Here is an 18,700-nt window from a genome sequence, read left to right as displayed (position 1 = left end):
ATATATTAGGACTTCGTTTGCGCTCGCGCTCCACAATATGCCAGTTGTAGTGGGAGCAATGCCATGCGCATCGATTTGTCCCCCACCAGTTGGGGCAGGGTCGCGCTGGTTACCGTCGCCGGCACGGCATTCTTCATTGCCGCGGCCTTCTTTGTCGATTCCTTCAACTTTCCCTCGCTGTCACCCGAAGCGCTGCTCTGGGCCAAGCTCACCGACCTGTTCCTGCCGCTCATCCTTGGCGGCTCCTTCCTGTTCTTCCTGATGTGGAAGATGCGCCAGCTGGCCATCGCCCAGAAGGAGCTCAGCATCATTGCCGCGACCGACAGCCTGACGGCGGTCTTCAACCGCGGCGCTTTCTCGATGCTGGTCGAGGCCTATCTCGACAAGGCTCGCAGCCATGCGGTGGCCGAAGCCGGCGCGCTGCTGATCGTCGATGCCGACCATTTCAAGTCGATCAACGACCGGCTCGGCCACGATTGCGGCGATCAGGCGCTGAAGCTGATCGCGAGCACGATCCGGAGCCAGCTCCACGGCGCCGACATCGTCGGACGCATCGGCGGCGAGGAATTCGCGGTCTTCCTTCCGGGCGCCGACGCGACGCGCTCCTTCCTGGTCGCCGAGTCGATCAGGCTGCGTATCCGCGAGGCCGAGTTCGCTCCAGGCGGGCAGCCGTGCCCGCTTTCGGTCAGCATTGGCGGCGTCGCCTTCAGCGGGCCCACCACCTATCACCACATGTTTCAAGTCGCGGACAGGCATCTCTACAAGGCGAAGTCGAACGGACGCGACCAGGTGAGCTTCGAAAGCCCGCGCAGCAGGCTATCCGGCGAGGCCGCCGGCACCTTCCACTGAACGAACCCGCGCTGCAGGAAACGGAGCGCCCTCACCAGTGGTTCTGGTTGAGTGGAGCGTCGTCCCCGCCTTTGGGTAGGCGCCTATTTCCACATGCCGCGCATGCGCGCGCCGAGATCGACCTTAACGCCCGGCTTTTGGCGCGGATCGTCCGTGATCGCCGCGCTCGCCCAGGATGACTGTTCGAAAGCCGAAAGCATCGAAGCCGGGATGAAGCGGGTGCGAGAGGCATAGACGTGACGGTCGCCGCGCGCCGGCTGGTTGTGCGGATAAAAGCGCTGCGGCACCACCAGGTGCAGGCTGTCCTTGGCGCGCGTCATCGCCACATAGAGCAGCCGCCGCTCCTCCTCGATATCCTCCTTAGTGCCGACGCCGAGATCGGCCGGGATGCAGCCGTCGACCGTGTTGAGCACGAAGACGTTCTTCCACTCCTGGCCCTTGGCCGAATGGATCGTGGACAGGATCAGGTAATCCTCGTCGCGATGCGGCGGGCCGGCCTGGTCGCTGGTGGCGTCGGGCGGGTCGAGCGTCAGCTCGGTCAGGAAACGCTCGCGCGAGGGATAGCCCGACGCGATCTGCTCGAGCTGCAACAGGTCGGCCCGGCGCGTGATGGCGTCCTCGTGGATACGCTCCAGATGCGGCTCGTACCAGAGCCTGATCCGCTCGAGGTCGGCCGGCCATTTGGCGCCGGCGCGCAGTCCGCTGTAGATGTCGAGAAAAACCGGCCAGTCTGCGGCCGCGCGCTGCGGCGGCCGGAAGCGGGCAAGGCCCAGCGTCTCGTCGAGCGACGTCGCCATCGCCTCGACGATCTGCGAGGCGGCCGAAGGGCCGATGCCGGGCATCAACTGCAGCACCCGGAAGCCGGCGACCCTGTCGCGCGGGTTCTCGGCAAAGCGCAGCATCGCCAGCATGTCTTTCACGTGCGCGGCATCGAGGAATTTCAGCCCGCCGAATTTGACGAAGGGGATGTTGCGCCGCGTGAGCTCCACCTCCAGCGGCCCGCTGTGATGCGAGGCGCGGAAGAGCACGGCTTGCGCCTTGAGCGCCGTGCCGGCCTCGCGCTCGGCAAGGATCGCCTGGCAGACATAATTGGCCTGCTCAGCCTCGTCGCGCACGCTTACCAGTTGCGGCTTGTGCGACGACCGGCGTTCGGTCCAGAGATTCTTGGTGAAACGCTCGCTTGCCTCTCCGATCACTTTGTTGGCGGCGGCCAGGATCGGCTCGGTCGAGCGGTAATTGCGCTCCAGCATGACGATCTCGGCGCCTTGCGCGAACTGTTTTGGGAAATCGAGAATGTTGCGCACTTCCGCGGCCCGGAAGGAATAGATCGACTGTGCGTCATCGCCCACCACGGTCAAGCCCGCGCCGTCCGGCTTCAGCGCCAACAGAATAGAGGCCTGCAGCCTGTTGGTGTCCTGATATTCGTCGACCAGCACGTGGTCGAAGCGGGAGCCAAGGTGAGCGGCGATCTCCGGCTCGGCCGCCATCTGCGCCCAGTAGAGCAAAAGGTCGTCGTAATCGAGCACGTTCTGCGCCTGCTTGGCCTCGACATAAGCCGCGAACAGCTCCTTCAGTTGTTCCGCCCATCCTGAGCACCAGGGAAAGGCCGAGCCCAGCACCTCGCCGAGCGGCGCCTGCGCGTTCACCGCCCGCGAATAGATCTGCAGGCAGGTGGCTTTGGTCGGGAAGCGGCTTTCGGTCTTGGAAAAACCGAGCTCGTGCCGGGCAAGGTTCATCAGGTCGGCCGAATCCTCGCGATCGTGGATGGTGAAAGCCGGATCGAGGCCGATCTGCTCGGCATAGTCGCGCAAGAGTCTGGCGCCGATACCGTGGAAAGTACCGGCCCAGGAGAGCGCATCGGCGATGATCGCGGCATCGCGGCCCAGCACCTCGCCGGCGATGCGCTCGACACGCTTTGCCATTTCAGCCGCGGCGCGGCGCGAAAAGGTCATCAAAAGGATGCGGCGCGGATCGGCGCCCTTGACGATGAGGTGCGCCACGCGATGCGCCAGCGTGCTGGTCTTGCCGGAGCCGGCGCCGGCGATCACCAGCAGCGGCGCGGCCACCTTGCCGTCGCCATGCACCACCGCCAGCCGCTGCTCGTCGTTCAGCCGGGCAAGATAGGCAGGAGTTTCGAAGGACGAATCACGGGCGGCGATGTTCATCGCCCATCAAGCATCGTTTCCGCTTTGTTCGCAATACAGCTGATCTCCCGACAGGCGCCCAAGTGGGGGGCGATGCCCGGCAGGGCAGAGGGGACGATGCACGCGCCGGCATGTGCTGGATAGGCCGGCCATCTCCCAACAAGCGGGAGATTGGCCGATCTATCTTTTCGGCTCGACACCCATCGCCGCGGACTGGCGCCGCAGCGACCGCCGACCGTCCGGCGGCGCGAGCTCGCCGGACGCCTCCTCGATGATCCTCATCGTGACGCGATAGGCCGTGTAGCCGAACAGGCCGACGAGCAGCAGACGGATCATGACATCTCCTCGTGAGTTATCGAGGTTCAACCGGAGACAGCCGCGTTGGTTCCCGCCGGACGGCGCAACCAAACCGCCGCCGCCTCGTTTGCTTCGAAGAAAGGGGCGAACGAGAGGAGGTCGTCATGATGAAACTTCCTGTGCTGCTGGCACTCGCGGCAGGGCTCGCGCTCGCCGCCTGCGACAACAGCGTGCAGCCCACCAAGGCGCCGAGCGACACTGTCGACAAAAACCCGCAGGTCGACAAGAACCCGGTGCCGCAATCGACCACCGGCGGCGACCAGCCCGGCACGCCACCGAAGCAATGAAAGCGGACGGTGTTGTCGGGAGGCGAAGCGGCGCCGCCGCAGAAGAAGGCCGGCGCTGCTTGGGAGGAAGCTGGAAAGCGCCGGCCAAGCGGGAAAATCAGGCCCGCCGCAGGATCAAAGATAGCTGAGTCTCTCCGCCGCGTCATGGGGCGATCGCGCTAGCCGGCTACAGGCCTTCAAAGATCGGAGAATCTCAGGGGTGTGTTTGCGTCGCGCGTCACGCCATCGCGGCGCGCGCCAGCGGCACGTTGGCGATCTCCAGGTCCAGCTGGCGCTGCGTCAGCGCCGCTTCGGCCGTGATCCACTGCTTGAACAGCTCCACCTTGCGGGCGCCGAGCGCCTTGATGGGGCTGACGAAATACCAGCCGGCGGTGTTGGGATGGTGGACCGCGAAGGGGGCCACCAGCCGCTCGGCTCGGATGTCGCTTGCCATATAGGCGCGGTTGGCAACCGCAAAGCCCATGCCGGCATTGGCCGCCTCGTAGGACATCATGCAGGAATCGAAATAGATGCTCTTGGTCTCGCCAAGCACGAAACTCGCGCCGGCAAAAGCCAGCCACGACTGCCAGTTCTGGGTGCAGGTGTCGGAGTGGAGCAGGGTGAATTGCCTGAGGTCCTCCGGCGTCACCTTGGACAGCGGCTTGTCGCCCAGCACCTCGCGGAACAGCTTGCGGCTGCACACCGGCGTCAGGTCCTCCTTGAACAGCAGCGCGGAGTTGAGGCCGGGGAAATTGCCATCGCCGTAGCGGATCTCGAGATCGTATTCGGAGGTCGCCAATTCATGCGTGGCATAGGAAGTCGAGACCCGCATCTCGATATCCGGATACTGCCGCTGGAAGGTGGAAAGCCGCGGAAACAGCCAGCGCGCCGCGAAGGTCGGCAAGACGCAGATCTTCAGCACATGCGCCTGGGATTGGCCGGTCGCCTCCATGCTGGCAGCCACGATCCGCTCCAGCGCCTCGCGCACGCGCGCCACGTAGGTCTCGCCTTCCGGCGTCAGCGACACCGCGTTGCCGCCGCGCTGGAAGATCTTGAAGCGCAGCTGGTCCTCCAGGCTCTTCACCCGCTGGCTGACGGCGGAGGCGGTGATGAACTGCTCTTCGCCCGCGCGCGTGAAGTTGCGGTGCCTGGCGGCGCTCTCCACGATTTTCAGCGAGTTTAAGTTGACCTGGCTGAGCAGACGCACGGGGTTCGACCTTTAGCTATGCTTAAAGTAGCACCAGCATTCCTAAATTTACAGGGGAGGGTGCTCAATCGACTGTTTACCAAGTGTTGCCCCGACCTTGGAGAAGTAGAATGAACGCCCATACAATCCCCGAACTGCGCTATGCGATGAGCCGTGAAGCCATCATCGGTCATGATACGGCGTGGAAAGTGTCGAGCTTCGGCGTCGCCCAGTATCTTCACGGCTACGACCCGCAACTGCTCGCCGCGATCGAGGAGGCGGCGCTCAAGCTCAAGGCCAGCCACGCCGTGCACAAGCATCTCGACCTCACCTTCATCACCGGCGCCGACCGCTACATTCCCGAGATCAAGGAACTGCTCAACGACAAGCTGCGGCTGGAACGGCTGTCCGACATGATGGGCACCAAGCTCGAACCCTATCCGCTGTCTATCGTCGGCTCGACCGTCACCTTCATGAACCCCAAGGACGGCGCCGTCGACTGGCACTGCGATGGCGTTCCGGTGACGGAACTCATTCCGCTCTCGATCAGCGATCCTCTGATCGGCGGCCATCTTGAAATCTATTGCGACGATTCCGAGACGGGGCGTGCCATCCTCGAATCCGGCAGCGACCTGCCGCGCAACAGGGTCATGCGCATCGACCACAAGATGAATTACGCCACGCTCGGCCAGTTCCTCGGCGTGCTCCATCGCACCGCGCCGATCCAGCTCGGCTCGCGCGTCACCCTGGTGCTCAACCAGCGTTCGGTGGCGAAGCCCTATGTCGACGACAACCGCATGTTCTACCTCGCCGCCGACAACGACCAGGACCGCGGCTGGGTGAACGAACTGGCCGAGGACGTCTGGACGAACCAGCTGCCGGCCTATCGCCGTCATGCCGAAGAACATCCCGTGCCGAAGCCGGCTGTCGATCCGGTCTCCGGCGGAGCTAGGGAATCGTGGTAGTGGCTGACGATCCGGCCGGTCGCCAGCCGCCTTCAGCATCGCTGAGCCTTGACCCGGTCACCGCCGAAAGGCGGAAGGACCATTCCAGCGCTGCTCCCCCGCTGGCGCTGGCCTTTGCCCTCGGCGCCGTGGCGCTCTGGGCGACCAACGCTTTGGTCGGCAAGACGCTCCTTGCCAATCACCCGGTATCGGAGGTGCAGTTCCTGCAGTTCTCAGGCGCCGCGCTGGTCTTTGCGCTGATCAGGCTCTTCCCTTGTCCCCTTGTGAAGTCCGAAGGAGGGGGCGAGACCCGTGGCTGGCCCCCCGGCAGTGGCCTCGCCAAGCGAGGTCGTATCAAGGGGGCCGGACGGATCGCCGACGCAGGAGTTTCTTCCAACATCCCTCACCCGTCTCGGCGCTCCGGGCCGATCCAGTTTCTCCCACAAGGGGAGAAGGGGCGTACCGTGCTCGCCTGCGCAGTCGGCTTCATCGGCCTGGTCGGCACCATGGTGCTGCAATACATCGCCTTCGCCTCGATGCCGGTCATCGAGGCCAATCTCGTTGCCTACACCTGGCCGCTGATGGTCGCCGCCGCGGTCATCGTGCTCGGCCGTCCGAGACGGCCAATGCTGCTTGGACTGACCGCCGCGCTTGGCTTCGCCGGCGTCGCGCTGGTGATCTCCGGCGGAGACGCGCGTGCCTGGTTCGCGGGCAGCCCCGCCGGGTATTGCGCCGCCTTCGGCTCGGCACTTTGCATGGCCTTCTACTCGCTTGCCGTCGGCCGCCTTGCCGTGCCGCCGGATCGGCTTCTGCTGCCTTCGGCGCTGATCGGCGTGGCGCTGACCTTCGCATGGTGTCTGCATGACGGCGTCGCCGCCCTGGGCGGTTTGGACCTGCTGCTCGGACTCTATCTCGGCGCCGGGCCGATGGGGCTCGGCTATTATTTCTGGTCGCGCGCGCTCGGCCTCGATCAGGATGGGCGGCTCGCGGTCGTGGCGTATCTCACGCCGATCGCTTCCACGCTTCTGCTGGCGCTGTCGGGCGAAAGCCTGTCGATGACGGCCATGGCTGGCGCCGTCCTTGTCATCGGCAGTTGCATTGCTGTCGGCATCGAACGTCCGGAGGGCTGAAGACCATGCCAGGGATCGTACCAGGAAAGATGCCAGGGAGCGGGCTTGACGACGACGAACGCCGGGCCAGACAGGAGGCGCATTGGCTGGTCAAGGAATTCGGCGCCGAGGCGCAGCTCTATGCCGCCATGAAGGCTGAGAAGGCCATCGAGCAGAAGGATTTCGGCCGCTGCGCCCGCTGGAAACGCGTGCTGGAGATTCTGGCCGACGGCCCGACCGATCTCCGGCGCGGCGCTGCCGCGAAATAAGCGACTTGCCCTAACGAATCGGGCATGATCGATGATCGGAGAGCTAGCGCTGCTCGCAATTATTGGCTTTCCGTCCAGAATTCCAATTTTTGCAGGAATTACTCGTAGAAATTGAAGTGCTGTTGCGTCATTTACTCGCCCGTGCAGAGCTTCGGTGCTGTAAAGTGTTTGTTGTAGGTATTAGAATTCCTAACTTGCGCGGTCGCGGCCCGCGGTGAAAACATACCTTCGGTATTGAGCCTCGTACGTTTACTGACTCTGGACGCCCGTTGGGGGACAGGTCCAATAAGATACCTAGACTAAAGTCTTAAAAACAGCTGGTCATTTGAGAGCCAGCAGAAGGTGAAAAAATTGTCCAATATCGACGACAAGACTGCAATCGAGCTGACCGCCGACATTGTTTCGGCCTATGTGGGCAACAACCCGCTTCCGGCATCCGGCTTGCCTGATCTGATCGCCAGCGTCAGCGCTTCGGTGCGCAAGCTCGCCGGGGGCGCCCCGGTGAAGGAAAGCGCGCCGCAGACGCCGGCCGTCAATCCGAAGCGTTCGGTATTCCCCGACTACATCGTCTGCCTCGAGGACGGCAAGAAGTTCAAGTCGCTGAAGCGGCACCTGTCGACCGACCATGGGCTGACGCCGGACGAATATCGCGCGAAATGGGGCCTGCCGGCGGACTATCCCATGGTAGCGCCCAGTTATTCGGCCACTCGCTCGGCGCTCGCCAAGTCTTCCGGCCTGGGCCGCAAGCCGGCCGCGGATTCCGGCAGGGGCAAGCGCAAAGCCAAGGCCTGAACCGAAGGTCATGCTGCCCGCAACGGACGGCGCCACGCCGTCGGCCGACTGCTTTGCCGCGCTCGACGCGCTGCGTCGCAGGGTGGCCATCCAGTGTGTTCCGCCGATGCCGGCGACGGGGTCAAGGCGCGGCGCGTCCTGTTTTCATTGGACCTCCCGGCCATCGATCTGCGTACCGCGCTCGACGCGCTCGACAATTTCGAGCGCGCCATCGTCGAGCATGATGACCGGCCGGTCGTCGCTGCGCGACGGCTGAGATGCCTCGCGGTCCTGGACGGCATCATCGGCGGCTGAAAAGGCGCATGATCAAGGCGGTTCCGGGATAACCGCGCAGCGGTTTTCCGGAATCGCGGGAGGGGCGGTATTCAGCGTCAGCACCTGTCAAAGCCGGACCCGCTCGGGCCGCCTTCAATTGCGCGGCAGCTTGCCCGCCCCGGTGCCTCGATCCTGTTCGGCTGCGAGGCTGTCCGCCTCGACGGCGGTCATTTCCAGAAAATAGACAAGCATTTGATAGCGCGTGCTTGAAAGCATCTTCGCCAGCCTGCGCGTGATCTCCGCCACATATCTCAGCATGCGCAGATCGTTTGCCGCCCCGTCCATCGTGAGCTCCTAAACAAGCCAAGTTATTGTTGTTGCTCTTCTTGATCGTTCTTGGCGCTTACGCGCCACTCACAGCGCAATTCCAAATTCGCAGGGTCACGACAAAACTGAAGTCAATTTTCGGAAAGCATCAGGCCTGGGCCAAAAGCTTTCGACGCGCGGCAGCCCAGAGCGGCGCTGCGCCGCCGGCCTATCGGTCATTGCGTAGGCGACGTCTGGGATTGTTTTCCAGGATAAATTTGGATCAGCAGGTGTTTCGTCGCGTCCGCCTCTGGCCTGCCGGTCATCTCCCCCACTTGGGCGGAGATTGGCAGCGTCGGCGCCGCGCTTGCCGGGTCGGTTAAGGGGAGCACTGCAGCCGTCTCGCCCTCAAACAGCACCACCTGCGTCGCCAGCGCGGCGGTCGTGGCGACCTGGAAGAAGATGAACGCGAGGGCGAAATAGCGGATCACGGGGCTCAGAACGCTTCGGCCGGCAACTGGTTCCCTGATTGGGCTCGGGACCGGCGCCCGGAACACGGCGAGCCGTCCTCCAGGCTTGGCTCTTGCGAAGCGCCGACGTCCGGTGCAAAAGCCCGCCCATGCTTATCATCAACGATCTCTCGCTGCGCATGGCGGGGCGCCTGCTTCTCGATCATGCCTCGCTGACCCTGCCGGCCGGCACCAAGGCCGGTCTCGTCGGCCGCAATGGCACCGGCAAGACGACACTGTTCAAGGCAGTCACCGGCGATTTCCCCTCCGAGACCGGCTCGATCAGCCTGCCGAAAAACACCCGCATCGGCCAGGTCGCACAGGAAGCGCCGGGCACCGAGGAGCCGCTGATCGACATCGTGCTGAAAGCCGATGTCGAGCGGCAGGCCTTGCTGGAAGAGGAGAAGACCGCGACCGATCCGCACCGCATCGCGGAAATCCACACACGGCTCGCCGACATCGATGCGCATTCGGCCGAATCCCGCGCCGCCACCATCCTTGCCGGCCTCGGCTTCGACGATGCGGCGCAGAAGCGCCCGGCTTCGTCCTTCTCCGGCGGCTGGCGCATGCGCGTGGCCTTGGCCGCCGTGCTGTTCTCCGAACCCGATCTTCTGTTGCTCGACGAGCCGACCAACTATCTCGACCTCGAAGGCACGCTCTGGCTCGAGAACTATGTCGCAAAGTATCCGCACACGGTTTTGCTCATCTCGCACGATCGCGACCTGCTCAACCGCGCGGTCAATTCGATCGTCCATCTCGACCAGAAGAAGCTGACCTTCTGGCGCGGCGGCTACGACCAGTTCGAGCGCCAGCTCACCGAGCAGCGCGAGCTGCAGGAAAAGAGCCGCGTCAAGCAGGAAGCGCAGCGCAAGCATATGGAATCCTTCGTCGAGCGTTTTCGCGCCAAGGCCTCGAAGGCCAGGCAGGCGCAATCGCGGCTGAAGGCGCTGGAGAAGATGAAGCCGATCGCCGCGGTGGTGAACGACACGGTGCGGCCGTTCTCCTTCCCCGAGCCGGTGAAGACGGTGGCCTCGCCGATCGTGGCGCTCAACGGCGTCAATGTCGGCTACACCGAGGGCAATCCGGTGCTGAAGAAGATGACGCTGCGCATCGATGCCGACGATCGCATCGCGCTGCTCGGAGCCAACGGCAACGGCAAATCGACGTTCGCCAAGATGCTAGCCGGCCGCCTCAAAGCCGAGACCGGCACGATGACGGTGGCGCCGGGCCTGAAGGTGGCGATCTTCGCGCAGCACCAGCTCGACGATCTGCGTCCCGAGGAAAGCGCCTATGAGCATGTGCGCCGGCTGATGCCGGATGCGCCGGAAGCCAAGGTGCGCGCCCGCGTCGCGCAGTTCGGGCTGTCGACCGAGAAGATGAACACCGCGGCGAAAGATCTGTCCGGTGGCGAGAAAGCGAGGCTCTTGATGGGGCTCTCGGCCTTCGAGGGGCCGGACCTGTTCATCCTCGACGAGCCCACCAACCACCTCGACATCGACAGCCGCGAGTCACTGATCCATGCGCTCAACGATTTCCCTGGCGCGGTGATCCTCATCTCGCACGACCGGCATCTTCTGGAGGCGACGGCGGACCGGCTGTGGCTGGTCAAGGACGGCGCGGTCAATCCTTATGACGGCGACCTGGAGGATTATAAAACGCTGGTCACCGGCGTTTCCTCAAATCGTCGCGAGCAGAAGGAGGCGGACAAGGCATCCAAGGCCGACCGTCGCCGCGAGGCCGCCGCCCGGCGCTCGGCGCTCGAGCCTCTAGCCAAGGAGATCCGCGCCACCGAGGCGCTGATGGACCGCATCCGCAAGCGCATCGACCTGATCGAGGACGAGCTCGCCAACCCGGCGATCTACGAGAAGGACCCGTCCACAGCGACGCGACTGGCCAAGGAACGCTTGCAACTTGCCCACACACTTGCCCTCAACGAGGACAAGTGGCTGACGATGTCGGCGGAATATGAGGAGGGGATCGCGGAGTAGGGCGGCTTCCCCTTCTCCCCTTGTGGGAGAAGGTGGATCGGCGCGAAGCGCCGAGACGGATGAGGGGTGTTGGACGGAGTGAGGCGCCGAAGAACAGGCTGCTTCGATCGCCCATTTCTTTGTCGTAGCGATCCTTCCAACACCCCTCATCCGACCGAGCTTCGCTCGGCCACCTTCTCCCACAAGGGGAGAAGGAGGAGCCCATCTGGCCCTACACCTCTCCCGCAAAACCCGCTACACACCCTCGCATGAACCAGCACGCCAAGCTCGGGATCGGCCATTCGGCCTGTCCGCATGACTGTCCTTCCACCTGCGCGCTCGAGGTGGAACTGCTCGACAATAACCGCATCGGCCGCGTCCATGGCGCGAAAGCGAACAGCTACACGGCAGGAGTCGTTTGCGCCAAGGTCGCGCGATATGCGGACCGCGTCCATCACCCCGACCGGCTGCTGAAGCCGCTGGTGCGCGCGGGCGCAAAGGGTGAGGGTGCCTGGAAGGAAGCCAGCTGGGAAGCGGCGCTTGACCTCGTCGCGGAGAAGTTCATCGCGGCCGAAGAGAAATACGGCTCGGAGACGGTCTGGCCCTATTTTTACGCCGGCACGATGGGATTGGTACAGCGCGACGGTATCGAGCGGCTGCGGCACGCGAAGAGATATTCGGGCTTCTTCGGCTCGATCTGCACGAATCTCGCCTGGACCGGCTGGATGATGGGGGCGGGCGCTCTGCGCGGCCCCGATCCGCGTGAGATGGCGAAGGCCGACTGCGTGGTGATCTGGGGCACCAATGCCGTGGTCACCCAGGTCAATGTCATGACCCATGCAACCAAGGCGCGAAAAGAGCGCGGCGCGAAGATCGTCGTTATTGACATCTACGACAACGCCACCATGAAGCAGGCCGATCTCGGCCTGGTGCTCAAACCCGGCACCGACGGCGCGCTGGCTTGCGCGGTCATGCATGTCTTGTTCCGCGACGGCATGGCCGACCGCGCCTATCTGGAAAAATACACCGACGATCCGCGCGGGCTGGAAGAACATCTGAGGACGCGCACGCCCGAATGGGCAGCGGCAGTGACGGGTCTGACAGTCACCGAGATCGAGACCTTCGCGCATCTGGTCGGCACAACGAAGAAGACCTACTTTCGCCTCGGCTACGGTTTTGCGCGCCAGCGCAACGGCTCGGTCAACATGCATGCAGCCTCATGCATCGCTGCGGTTACCGGCGCCTGGCAATATGAGGGCGGCGGCGCCTTTCACTCCAATTCCGGCATCTTCAAGCTGAACCAGGATGTGCTCGAAGGCACCGCGATGCGCGACCCGAAGGTGCGCTATCTCGACCATTCGCGCATCGGCCCGGTGCTGACCGGTGCCGAGGATGCGCTTTACGGCGGCCCGCCGGTGACGGCGATGCTGATCCAGAACACCAATCCCGCCAATGTCGCGCCCGAGCAGCGGCTGGTCAGAAAAGGTTTCCTGCGGGAGGACCTGTTCACCTGCGTGCACGAGCAGTTCATGACCGATACGGCCAAGCTCGCCGACGTCGTGCTGCCGGCGACGATGTTTCTGGAACATGACGACATCTACAAGGGTGGCGGCAACCAGCACATCACGCTCGGCCCCAAGCTGATCGAACCGCCGGAGGGGCCGCGCACCAACCACTACGTCAATGAAGAACTCGGCAAACGGCTGGGCGTTGGCGACCGGCCGGGCTTTGGCCTGACCGAGAAGGAACATATCGACATCATCCTCGGCAAGCGCGGGCTAGGCAGCTTCGACAGCCTGAAGGAACAGAAGTGGGTCGACCTGCAACCCGATTTCGACGACGCGCATTTCATCAACGGCTTCGGCCATGCCGACAAGAAATTCCACTTCCGGCCCAATTGGACCGGGCAGTCGGCGCCCAACCGGCCGCCGAAGAGCATGGGCTTGTTCGGACCGGTCGAGCGGCTGCCGGAATTCCCCGACCATGTCGAGCTGATCGAGGTCGCGGACGAAGAGCATCCGTTCCGGCTGGCAACTTCGCCGGCGCGCAACTTCCTCAATTCCAGTTTTGCCGAGACGCCGGTGTCGAAAGCCAAGGAAGGCAGGCCGGAGCTTTTGCTGCACCCGGAAGATGCCGCGGCGCTTGGCATCGAGGACGGCGGCCGCGTTGAGATCGGCAACCGGCGCGGCGACGTGGTGCTGCATGCCAGGTTCTTCGACGGCGTGAAGCGCGGCGTGGTGATTGCGGAAGGCATCTGGCCGAACAGTGCGCATGAGCGCGGCGAAGGCATCAACGTGCTGACCGGTGCCGACGCCCCGGCGCCCTATGGCGGTGCTGCCCTCCACGACAACAAGGTCTGGCTGCGCGCACTGTGATGGTCTGTGGCGCGAGCTCGGCAGGTCACATGCCCAGGAGATTAGCCGAAAAAGCCCGTTGCTTCGTCACCCTGGCGCGGAGCAAGGAGCGAAGCGACGGGCGAGGTGTCCCTTGCCGCGACAACCATTGAAAATAGCCATCGCCGGCGCGCTCGGCCGCATGGGCCGGGAGATGACGGAGGTGGTGCAGGCGGATCCGCGGCTGGTGCTTGTCGCCCGCTTCCATCGACCGGGCAGCACGGGCGAGGGGCTGGTCGCGCGCGACGAGGCGCTGGCGCTTGCCGACGTCGTCATCGACTTCACCACGCCGGCGGCGTCAGTCGAACTGGCAAAGGCATGCGCGGCGCGCGGCGGTCCGGCGCTGGTGATCGGCTCCACCGGCTTCGATGGTTCCGAGCTGGAGACGATCGCCGACGCGGCGAAGACGATCGCGATCGTGCGCTCCGGCAGCTACTCGCTGGGTCTCAACATGCTGATCGGGCTGGTGGAGCAGGCGGCGCGGGCGCTTGGGCCTGACGATTGCGACATCAATGTCCTGGAAGCGCACCACCGTTTCAAGGTCGATGCGCCGTCCGGAACGGCGCTGATGTTGGGCGAGGCGGCGGCGCGCGGACGCGGCGTCGGGCTGGACGAAGTGGCGCGGCGCGCTCGAAACGGGATTGTCGGCACACGCCCTGCCGGCAAGATCGGCTTCGCCGTGCTGCGCGGCGGCAGCATCATCGGCGAGCATTCCGTCAGCTTCCTCGCCGAGGGCGAGGCGCTGACGCTCTCGCACTCGGCTGGCGACCGCTCGATGTTTGCTCGCGGCGCCATCGCGGCGGCACTCTGGGTGGCCGGACAGTGTCCAGGCGAATACGGCATGCGCGATGTGCTTGGCTTCGCCGCTTCGTGACCAGCCATAGCTGCGGAATTCGCTCTTTCGGCCGCTAAAATGACTGAAAGCCAGCTGAAAGCTTGGGCATGCCATGACAGTTTTGCGGCGTTCGCCGCGGGATCGGTCCGGGAGCGGGCCGGCAAGGAGGAAATGCGGCGTGGCCTGGTGGCACGCCGCCCAGGTGGAGGAAGTTACGTGACCGGTTTCATCTCGAAGTGCGTCTTGCGTTCGGCGGCGCTTTCGTTTGCCATCGTCGCCGCGGGCGCCACGGCGGCATCGGCTGCCGACAAGATCACCATCATCGTCGGCGGCATGGAAAAGCAGATCTACCTGCCGGCCGTGCTCACCCAGCAGCTCGGCTACTTCAAGGATGAGGGGCTCGATGTCGAGCTGGTCAACTCCCGCGCCGGCGTCGAGGCCGAGAATGAGTTGCTGGCCGGTGCCGTGCAGGGCGTCGTCGGCTTCTATGATCACACCGTCGACTTGCAGTCGAAGGGCAAATACATCCAGTCGATCGTCCAGTTCAGCCAGGCGCCGGGCGAGGTCGAGCTGGTTTCGGCCAAGCATCCGGAAATCAAGTCGCCGGCCGACTTCAAGGGCGCCACGCTCGGCGTCACCGGTCTTGGCTCCTCGACCGATTTCCTGACGCAGTATCTCGCCGTGCGCAACGGCCTAAAGCCGGGCGACTACACGCTGCTGCCGGTGGGCGCCGGCAACACTTTCATCGCCGCCGTCAAGCAGGACCAGATCCAGGCCGGCATGACCACCGAGCCGACCATCGCCAAGCTGCTTCAGACCGGCGAGGCCAAGGTGTTGGTCGATATGCGCACGCCCGAAAAGACCAGGGAAGCGCTGGGCGGCGACTATCCGGCGGCATCCTTCTATGTCCAGTCCGCCTGGATCGAGAGCCATAAGGACGAGGCGCAGAAGCTCGCCAACGCTTTCGTCAAGACGATGAAGTATATTGCCAGCCATTCGGCCGAAGAGATCGCGGACCAGATGCCGAAGGATTATTACGCCGGCAACAAGGACCTCTATGTGCAAGGGTTGGCCGGCGGCAAGGCGATGTTCACGCCTGACGGCCGCATGCCCGCCGATGGCCCGGAGACGGTGCTGAAGGTGCTGTCGACCTTCTCGAAGAGCCTGCAGGGCAAGCAGATCGATCTTTCGAAGACCTACACCACGGCATTCGTCGACGCCGCCAAGTAGCGCCGACAGGGAGCCGGGCCTGCCGGCTCGGTCGTTGAAGAACAACAAGTCGCGCCGCTTGCCTGAATCAATTCGGCAGCGGCGCCTTTCCGGATACCGAGGCGCGGCGGGCCCATGGGCTCGAGCCCCCAGCCATCCTCGCACCATCGCTACAGGAGTGTGCCATGCAGTTGCAAACCATGGCGGCCGAGAAATTGTCTCCGGCCGCGCCGCCGGCCGATGCCGCGATCGCCATCGACGATGTGACGCTGCGCTTCGTCACCCCCGACGGCCACATGATGACGGCCATCCGCGATTTCACCATGACGGTGGCGCGCGGCGAGTTCGCCTGCGTCGTCGGCCCGACCGGCTGCGGCAAATCGACGACGCTCAACCTCGTCACCGGGCTGCTCAGGCCGACGACCGGCAATGTCCGCGTCATGGGCAATCCCGTAACCGAGATCAGCCGCGACATCGGTTTCGTCTTCCAGGCGGACGCGCTGTTTCCGTGGCGCAGCGTCATCGACAATGTCGCCGCCGGCCCGCTCTATCGCGGCACGCCGAAGGCGCAAGCCTATGACCGGGCGCGCGACTGGATCGCCCGCGTCGGCCTTGCGCGTTTCGAGAAACACTATCCGCACCAGCTCTCTGGCGGCATGCGCAAGCGGGTCGCGCTAGCGCAAACCTTCATCAACCAGCCGAAGATTCTGCTGATGGACGAGCCGTTCAGCGCGCTCGACATGCAGACCCGCACCGCCATGCAGGACGAGCTGCTCGGCCTCTGGTCGGAGCTCAAATCCTCCGTCGTCTTCGTCACTCACGATCTCGAGGAGGCGGTGGCGCTGGCCGACAAGGTCTATGTGCTCACCGCCGGGCCGGGCACGGTGAAGAGTGTCTACCGCATCGACCTGCCGCGCCCGCGTGTCATGGCCGACATCCGCTACGATCAGAAATTCATCGAGATCGCCAAGGTGATCTGGAACGACCTGCGCGAGGAAGTGCAGCTCGGCCAGAGCCGCGGCCTGCAGACCGGCCATTGAAAGGAGACTTGCCATGACCGCCATCTCTCCAGCCTCTCACCAAGCCGCCCGCGCGACCTCGATCGTCGCCGCGGAAGCCCGGGCGAGGGCGCGGCTGCGCCGCCGCCATGCCCTGGTTATCGGCCTGCGGCTCGCCATCCTGATCGTCTTCCTCGCTCTTTGGGAGCTTGGCGCCGATCACGGCGTCATCGATCCGTTCTTCTTCTCAAGCCCCTCCGGCATCTGGGAGCAGATCTGGTCCTGGGTCACCGAGGGCACCTCGCAGGGGCCGCTCTGGCTGCAGATCTATGTGACGCTCGAGGAAACCTTTCTCGGCTTCGCCATCGGCGCCGTCGGCGGCATCGCCGCCGGCATCATCCTTGGCCGCAACAAGCTCCTGGCGGATGTCTTCTCGATCTACATCAAGATCGCCAACTCGGTGCCGCGCGTCGTGCTGGGCTCGGTCTTCATCATAGCGCTCGGCCTCGGCATGGCCTCCAAGGTGGCGCTGGCCGTCGTCATGGTGTTCTTCGTGGTCTTCGCCAACGCCTTCCAGGGCGTGCGCGAGGCCGACAGGGCGATGATCGCCAACGCTCAGATCCTCGGCGCCTCGCCCTACCAGATCACCACCACAGTCATCATTCCATCGGCCATGAGTTGGATCCTGGCGAGCCTGCATGTCAGCTTTGGCTTCGCGCTGGTCGGCGCCGTGGTCGGCGAGTTCCTCGGCGCCAAGCAGGGCATGGGCTTGCTGATCTCGACCGCCCAGGGCGCGTTCAACGCCAATGGCGTCTTCGCCGCCATGATTATCCTGGCGGTGATGGCGCTGGTGGTGGAGTTCATCATCACCCGCTTCGAGAACTACGTCGTCAAATGGCGCCCGGCGCCGTTCAACGAGCAGGGGACCTGACCGCTCCACTCGGCCTGTCCTGGGGTGCGGCGAGCGGCAGCCGGACCTCGACCCTGAGCCCGCTGCCGGCGGCCTCGCCAAGCGCAACGCTGCCGCCGGCATTCTCGACCACCTCGCGTACGATCGCGAGTCCGAGCCCGCTGCCTTCCTCGGCAGCACCGGCAATACGATAGAAGCGCTCGAAGACCTGCTCGCGCTCTTCGGCCGGAATGCCGGGACCGGTGTCGGTGACCGTCATCACGCCCTCGCGACCGATCGCGGCCAGCTTGACGGTCACCGTGCCGCCAGCTGGCGTGTAGCGCAGCGCGTTGTCGACCAGGTTGACGATCATCTCGCGCAGCATGGTGCCGTCGCCGATGACGGGAACAGGTCCGGCTTCCTCGAGCCCAAGATCGATGTTGCGCTCGACGGCCTTCGGCGCATGTGTTTCCAGCACCTCGCGGGCGGCTTCGGTGAGGTCGATGCGGTCGGCGCGCGGCCGGCGGCTGCCCGGCTCGGCGCGCGACAGCGTGAGCAGCTGTTCGGCCAGCCGCGCCAGCCGGCCGGAGCCTGCCTGCAGGGCCACCAGCGCCTCCTCGCGCCGGTCGGCGGCGCTTTCGCGCAGCACATAGCTCGCCTGTGTCGACATGAGCGCCAGCGGCGTGCGCAGCTGGTGCGCGGCATTGGCGATGAAGCGGCGCTGCGCCGCCATCTGCGCCCGCACGCGCTCCATATAGGCGTTGAGCGCGTCGATCAGCGGCCGGATCTCGCTTTGCGCGCCCGGCACCTCGACCGGGTCGAGATCGGTGCGATCCGGCGAGCGCACCGTATCGCGCAGGCGCATCAGCGGCGCCAGCCCGCGGCGCAGGCCGAGCAGCACGAAGAGGCCGGCGATCGCCACCAGCGCCAGCTGCTGGGCAAAGGCGCTGAACCACAGCCGCTGCACCATCGCGTCATGGCCGGCGAGCGTGACGCCCACCGTGACCCTGATCGGCGAATCCGTGCCGGCGCCGATCACGGCATGGCTGAGCGTTGTCAGACGCAGCCGGCGATCGCGATAGGAAGCCTCGATGCTGCCGCTCTGCGGCGCCTGGGGGAGGTCGGGATATCCGGTCAGCAGCCGGCCGTTGGCGGTCTCGACCCGGTAGTAGACGCTGTCGCGGTCGCCGGTGTCGAACATCTCGATCGCCGCCGGCGGAATGGTGGCGTCGAGCACGCCTTCGGCCATCGCCACCCGCTCGGCGATCGCGCGCGCCGAGCCGACCAGCATCCGGTCGGTGACCAGATCCGCCGTCGCCAGCGCGTTGCGCTGGCTGGTCCACAGATTGACCGTCACCAGCGCGGCAAGCGGCAGCACCACCCATGCCAGCAATTGCAGGCGGAGGCTGCTAATCTTCATGGC

General features: G+C 64.8%; 19 protein-coding genes. 13 read left to right on the top strand and 6 right to left on the bottom strand.

Annotated elements, in window-relative coordinates:
- The first annotated feature begins 63 nt into the window (after nt 1-63).
- Nucleotides 64-849 (top strand): GGDEF domain-containing protein, encoded by a 786-nt coding sequence (locus CK221_RS21260; RefSeq protein WP_066995812.1) that lies wholly within the window; start codon nt 64-66, stop codon nt 847-849.
- Between the two features lie 83 nt (nt 850-932).
- Here CK221_RS21260 and CK221_RS21255 read toward each other — a convergent pair whose 3' ends face one another.
- Together CK221_RS21255 and CK221_RS30370 are read right to left on the bottom strand one after the other, a co-directional pair.
- Nucleotides 933-3,014, bottom strand: coding sequence for an ATP-dependent helicase (locus CK221_RS21255; protein ID WP_095779144.1), 2,082 nt, complete (start codon nt 3,012-3,014; stop codon nt 933-935).
- Between the two features lie 159 nt (nt 3,015-3,173).
- Nucleotides 3,174-3,329 (bottom strand): hypothetical protein, encoded by a 156-nt coding sequence (locus tag CK221_RS30370; protein ID WP_082980499.1) that lies wholly within the window; start codon nt 3,327-3,329, stop codon nt 3,174-3,176.
- Nucleotides 3,330-3,454: 125 nt separating this feature from the next.
- On the opposite strand from CK221_RS30370, the gene CK221_RS21245 reads away from it, so the two are divergent.
- A complete protein-coding gene (locus CK221_RS21245) occupies nt 3,455-3,637 on the top strand; it encodes a hypothetical protein (protein WP_066995816.1) in 183 nt (60 codons plus the stop codon).
- Between the two features lie 217 nt (nt 3,638-3,854).
- On the opposite strand, the gene CK221_RS21240 is transcribed toward CK221_RS21245, so the two are convergent.
- On the bottom strand, nt 3,855-4,823 hold the full coding sequence (locus tag CK221_RS21240; RefSeq protein ID WP_095779143.1) for a LysR substrate-binding domain-containing protein: 969 nt from the start codon (nt 4,821-4,823) through the stop codon (nt 3,855-3,857).
- 110 nt (nt 4,824-4,933) lie between these two features.
- Between CK221_RS21240 and CK221_RS30365 the strand changes: the two genes are divergently transcribed.
- From CK221_RS30365 to CK221_RS21210, 5 genes are all read left to right on the top strand, one after another.
- The gene (locus CK221_RS30365; RefSeq protein WP_066995820.1) at nt 4,934-5,767 is read left to right on the top strand and encodes a hypothetical protein; all 834 of its coding nucleotides are present in this window, start codon (nt 4,934-4,936) and stop codon (nt 5,765-5,767) included.
- A 101-nt stretch (nt 5,768-5,868) separates the two neighbouring features.
- Entirely contained in the window at nt 5,869-6,876 is a 1,008-nt protein-coding gene (locus CK221_RS30825; protein ID WP_245430703.1) for an EamA family transporter, read from the top strand.
- 5 nt (nt 6,877-6,881) lie between these two features.
- The gene (locus CK221_RS21220; protein WP_245299618.1) at nt 6,882-7,124 is read left to right on the top strand and encodes a hypothetical protein; all 243 of its coding nucleotides are present in this window, start codon (nt 6,882-6,884) and stop codon (nt 7,122-7,124) included.
- A 351-nt stretch (nt 7,125-7,475) separates the two neighbouring features.
- Entirely contained in the window at nt 7,476-7,916 is a 441-nt protein-coding gene (locus CK221_RS21215) for a MucR family transcriptional regulator (RefSeq protein WP_066995912.1), read from the top strand.
- Between the two features lie 93 nt (nt 7,917-8,009).
- Entirely contained in the window at nt 8,010-8,210 is a 201-nt protein-coding gene (locus CK221_RS21210) for a hypothetical protein (protein WP_095779142.1), read from the top strand.
- A 114-nt stretch (nt 8,211-8,324) separates the two neighbouring features.
- On the opposite strand, the gene CK221_RS21205 is transcribed toward CK221_RS21210, so the two are convergent.
- Both CK221_RS21205 and CK221_RS21200 read right to left on the bottom strand, forming a co-directional pair.
- Nucleotides 8,325-8,516: a hypothetical protein gene (locus CK221_RS21205; protein WP_095779141.1), complete on the bottom strand. Its 192-nt coding sequence runs from the start codon at nt 8,514-8,516 to the stop codon at nt 8,325-8,327.
- 197 nt (nt 8,517-8,713) lie between these two features.
- Nucleotides 8,714-8,968 carry a hypothetical protein gene (locus CK221_RS21200; protein WP_095779140.1) on the bottom strand — a complete coding sequence of 85 codons (255 nt, stop codon included), beginning with the start codon at nt 8,966-8,968 and terminating at the stop codon, nt 8,714-8,716.
- 128 nt (nt 8,969-9,096) lie between these two features.
- On the opposite strand from CK221_RS21200, the gene CK221_RS21195 reads away from it, so the two are divergent.
- From CK221_RS21195 to CK221_RS21170, 6 genes are all read left to right on the top strand, one after another.
- A complete protein-coding gene (locus tag CK221_RS21195) occupies nt 9,097-10,974 on the top strand; it encodes an ABC-F family ATP-binding cassette domain-containing protein (protein ID WP_095779139.1) in 1,878 nt (625 codons plus the stop codon).
- A gap of 248 nt (nt 10,975-11,222) precedes the next feature.
- Nucleotides 11,223-13,328, top strand: a complete 2,106-nt coding sequence (locus CK221_RS21190) for a molybdopterin oxidoreductase family protein (protein ID WP_095779138.1) — start codon at nt 11,223-11,225, stop codon at nt 13,326-13,328.
- Nucleotides 13,329-13,440: 112 nt separating this feature from the next.
- Nucleotides 13,441-14,220 carry a 4-hydroxy-tetrahydrodipicolinate reductase gene (gene dapB, locus CK221_RS21185; protein WP_095779137.1) on the top strand — a complete coding sequence of 260 codons (780 nt, stop codon included), beginning with the start codon at nt 13,441-13,443 and terminating at the stop codon, nt 14,218-14,220.
- Nucleotides 14,221-14,424: 204 nt separating this feature from the next.
- A complete protein-coding gene (locus CK221_RS21180; RefSeq protein WP_245430701.1) occupies nt 14,425-15,411 on the top strand; it encodes an ABC transporter substrate-binding protein in 987 nt (328 codons plus the stop codon).
- A 164-nt stretch (nt 15,412-15,575) separates the two neighbouring features.
- The gene (locus tag CK221_RS21175) at nt 15,576-16,430 is read left to right on the top strand and encodes an ABC transporter ATP-binding protein (RefSeq protein WP_095779136.1); all 855 of its coding nucleotides are present in this window, start codon (nt 15,576-15,578) and stop codon (nt 16,428-16,430) included.
- A 13-nt stretch (nt 16,431-16,443) separates the two neighbouring features.
- Entirely contained in the window at nt 16,444-17,319 is an 876-nt protein-coding gene (locus tag CK221_RS21170; protein ID WP_095779135.1) for an ABC transporter permease, read from the top strand.
- Here the strand turns inward: CK221_RS21170 and CK221_RS21165 are convergent.
- Nucleotides 17,300-18,697 (bottom strand): sensor histidine kinase, encoded by a 1,398-nt coding sequence (locus CK221_RS21165; RefSeq protein WP_095779134.1) that lies wholly within the window; start codon nt 18,695-18,697, stop codon nt 17,300-17,302. The two genes, CK221_RS21170 and CK221_RS21165, sit on opposite strands and share 20 nt — an antisense overlap.
- Nucleotides 18,698-18,700: the final 3 nt, after the last annotated feature.

Source organism: Mesorhizobium sp. WSM3868 (genome assembly GCF_002294785.1).
Taxonomy (GTDB): Bacteria; Pseudomonadota; Alphaproteobacteria; order Rhizobiales; family Rhizobiaceae; genus Mesorhizobium.
Note: the sequence above shows the minus strand (reverse complement) of the source record. Positions and strands in the feature narration are given on the sequence as shown.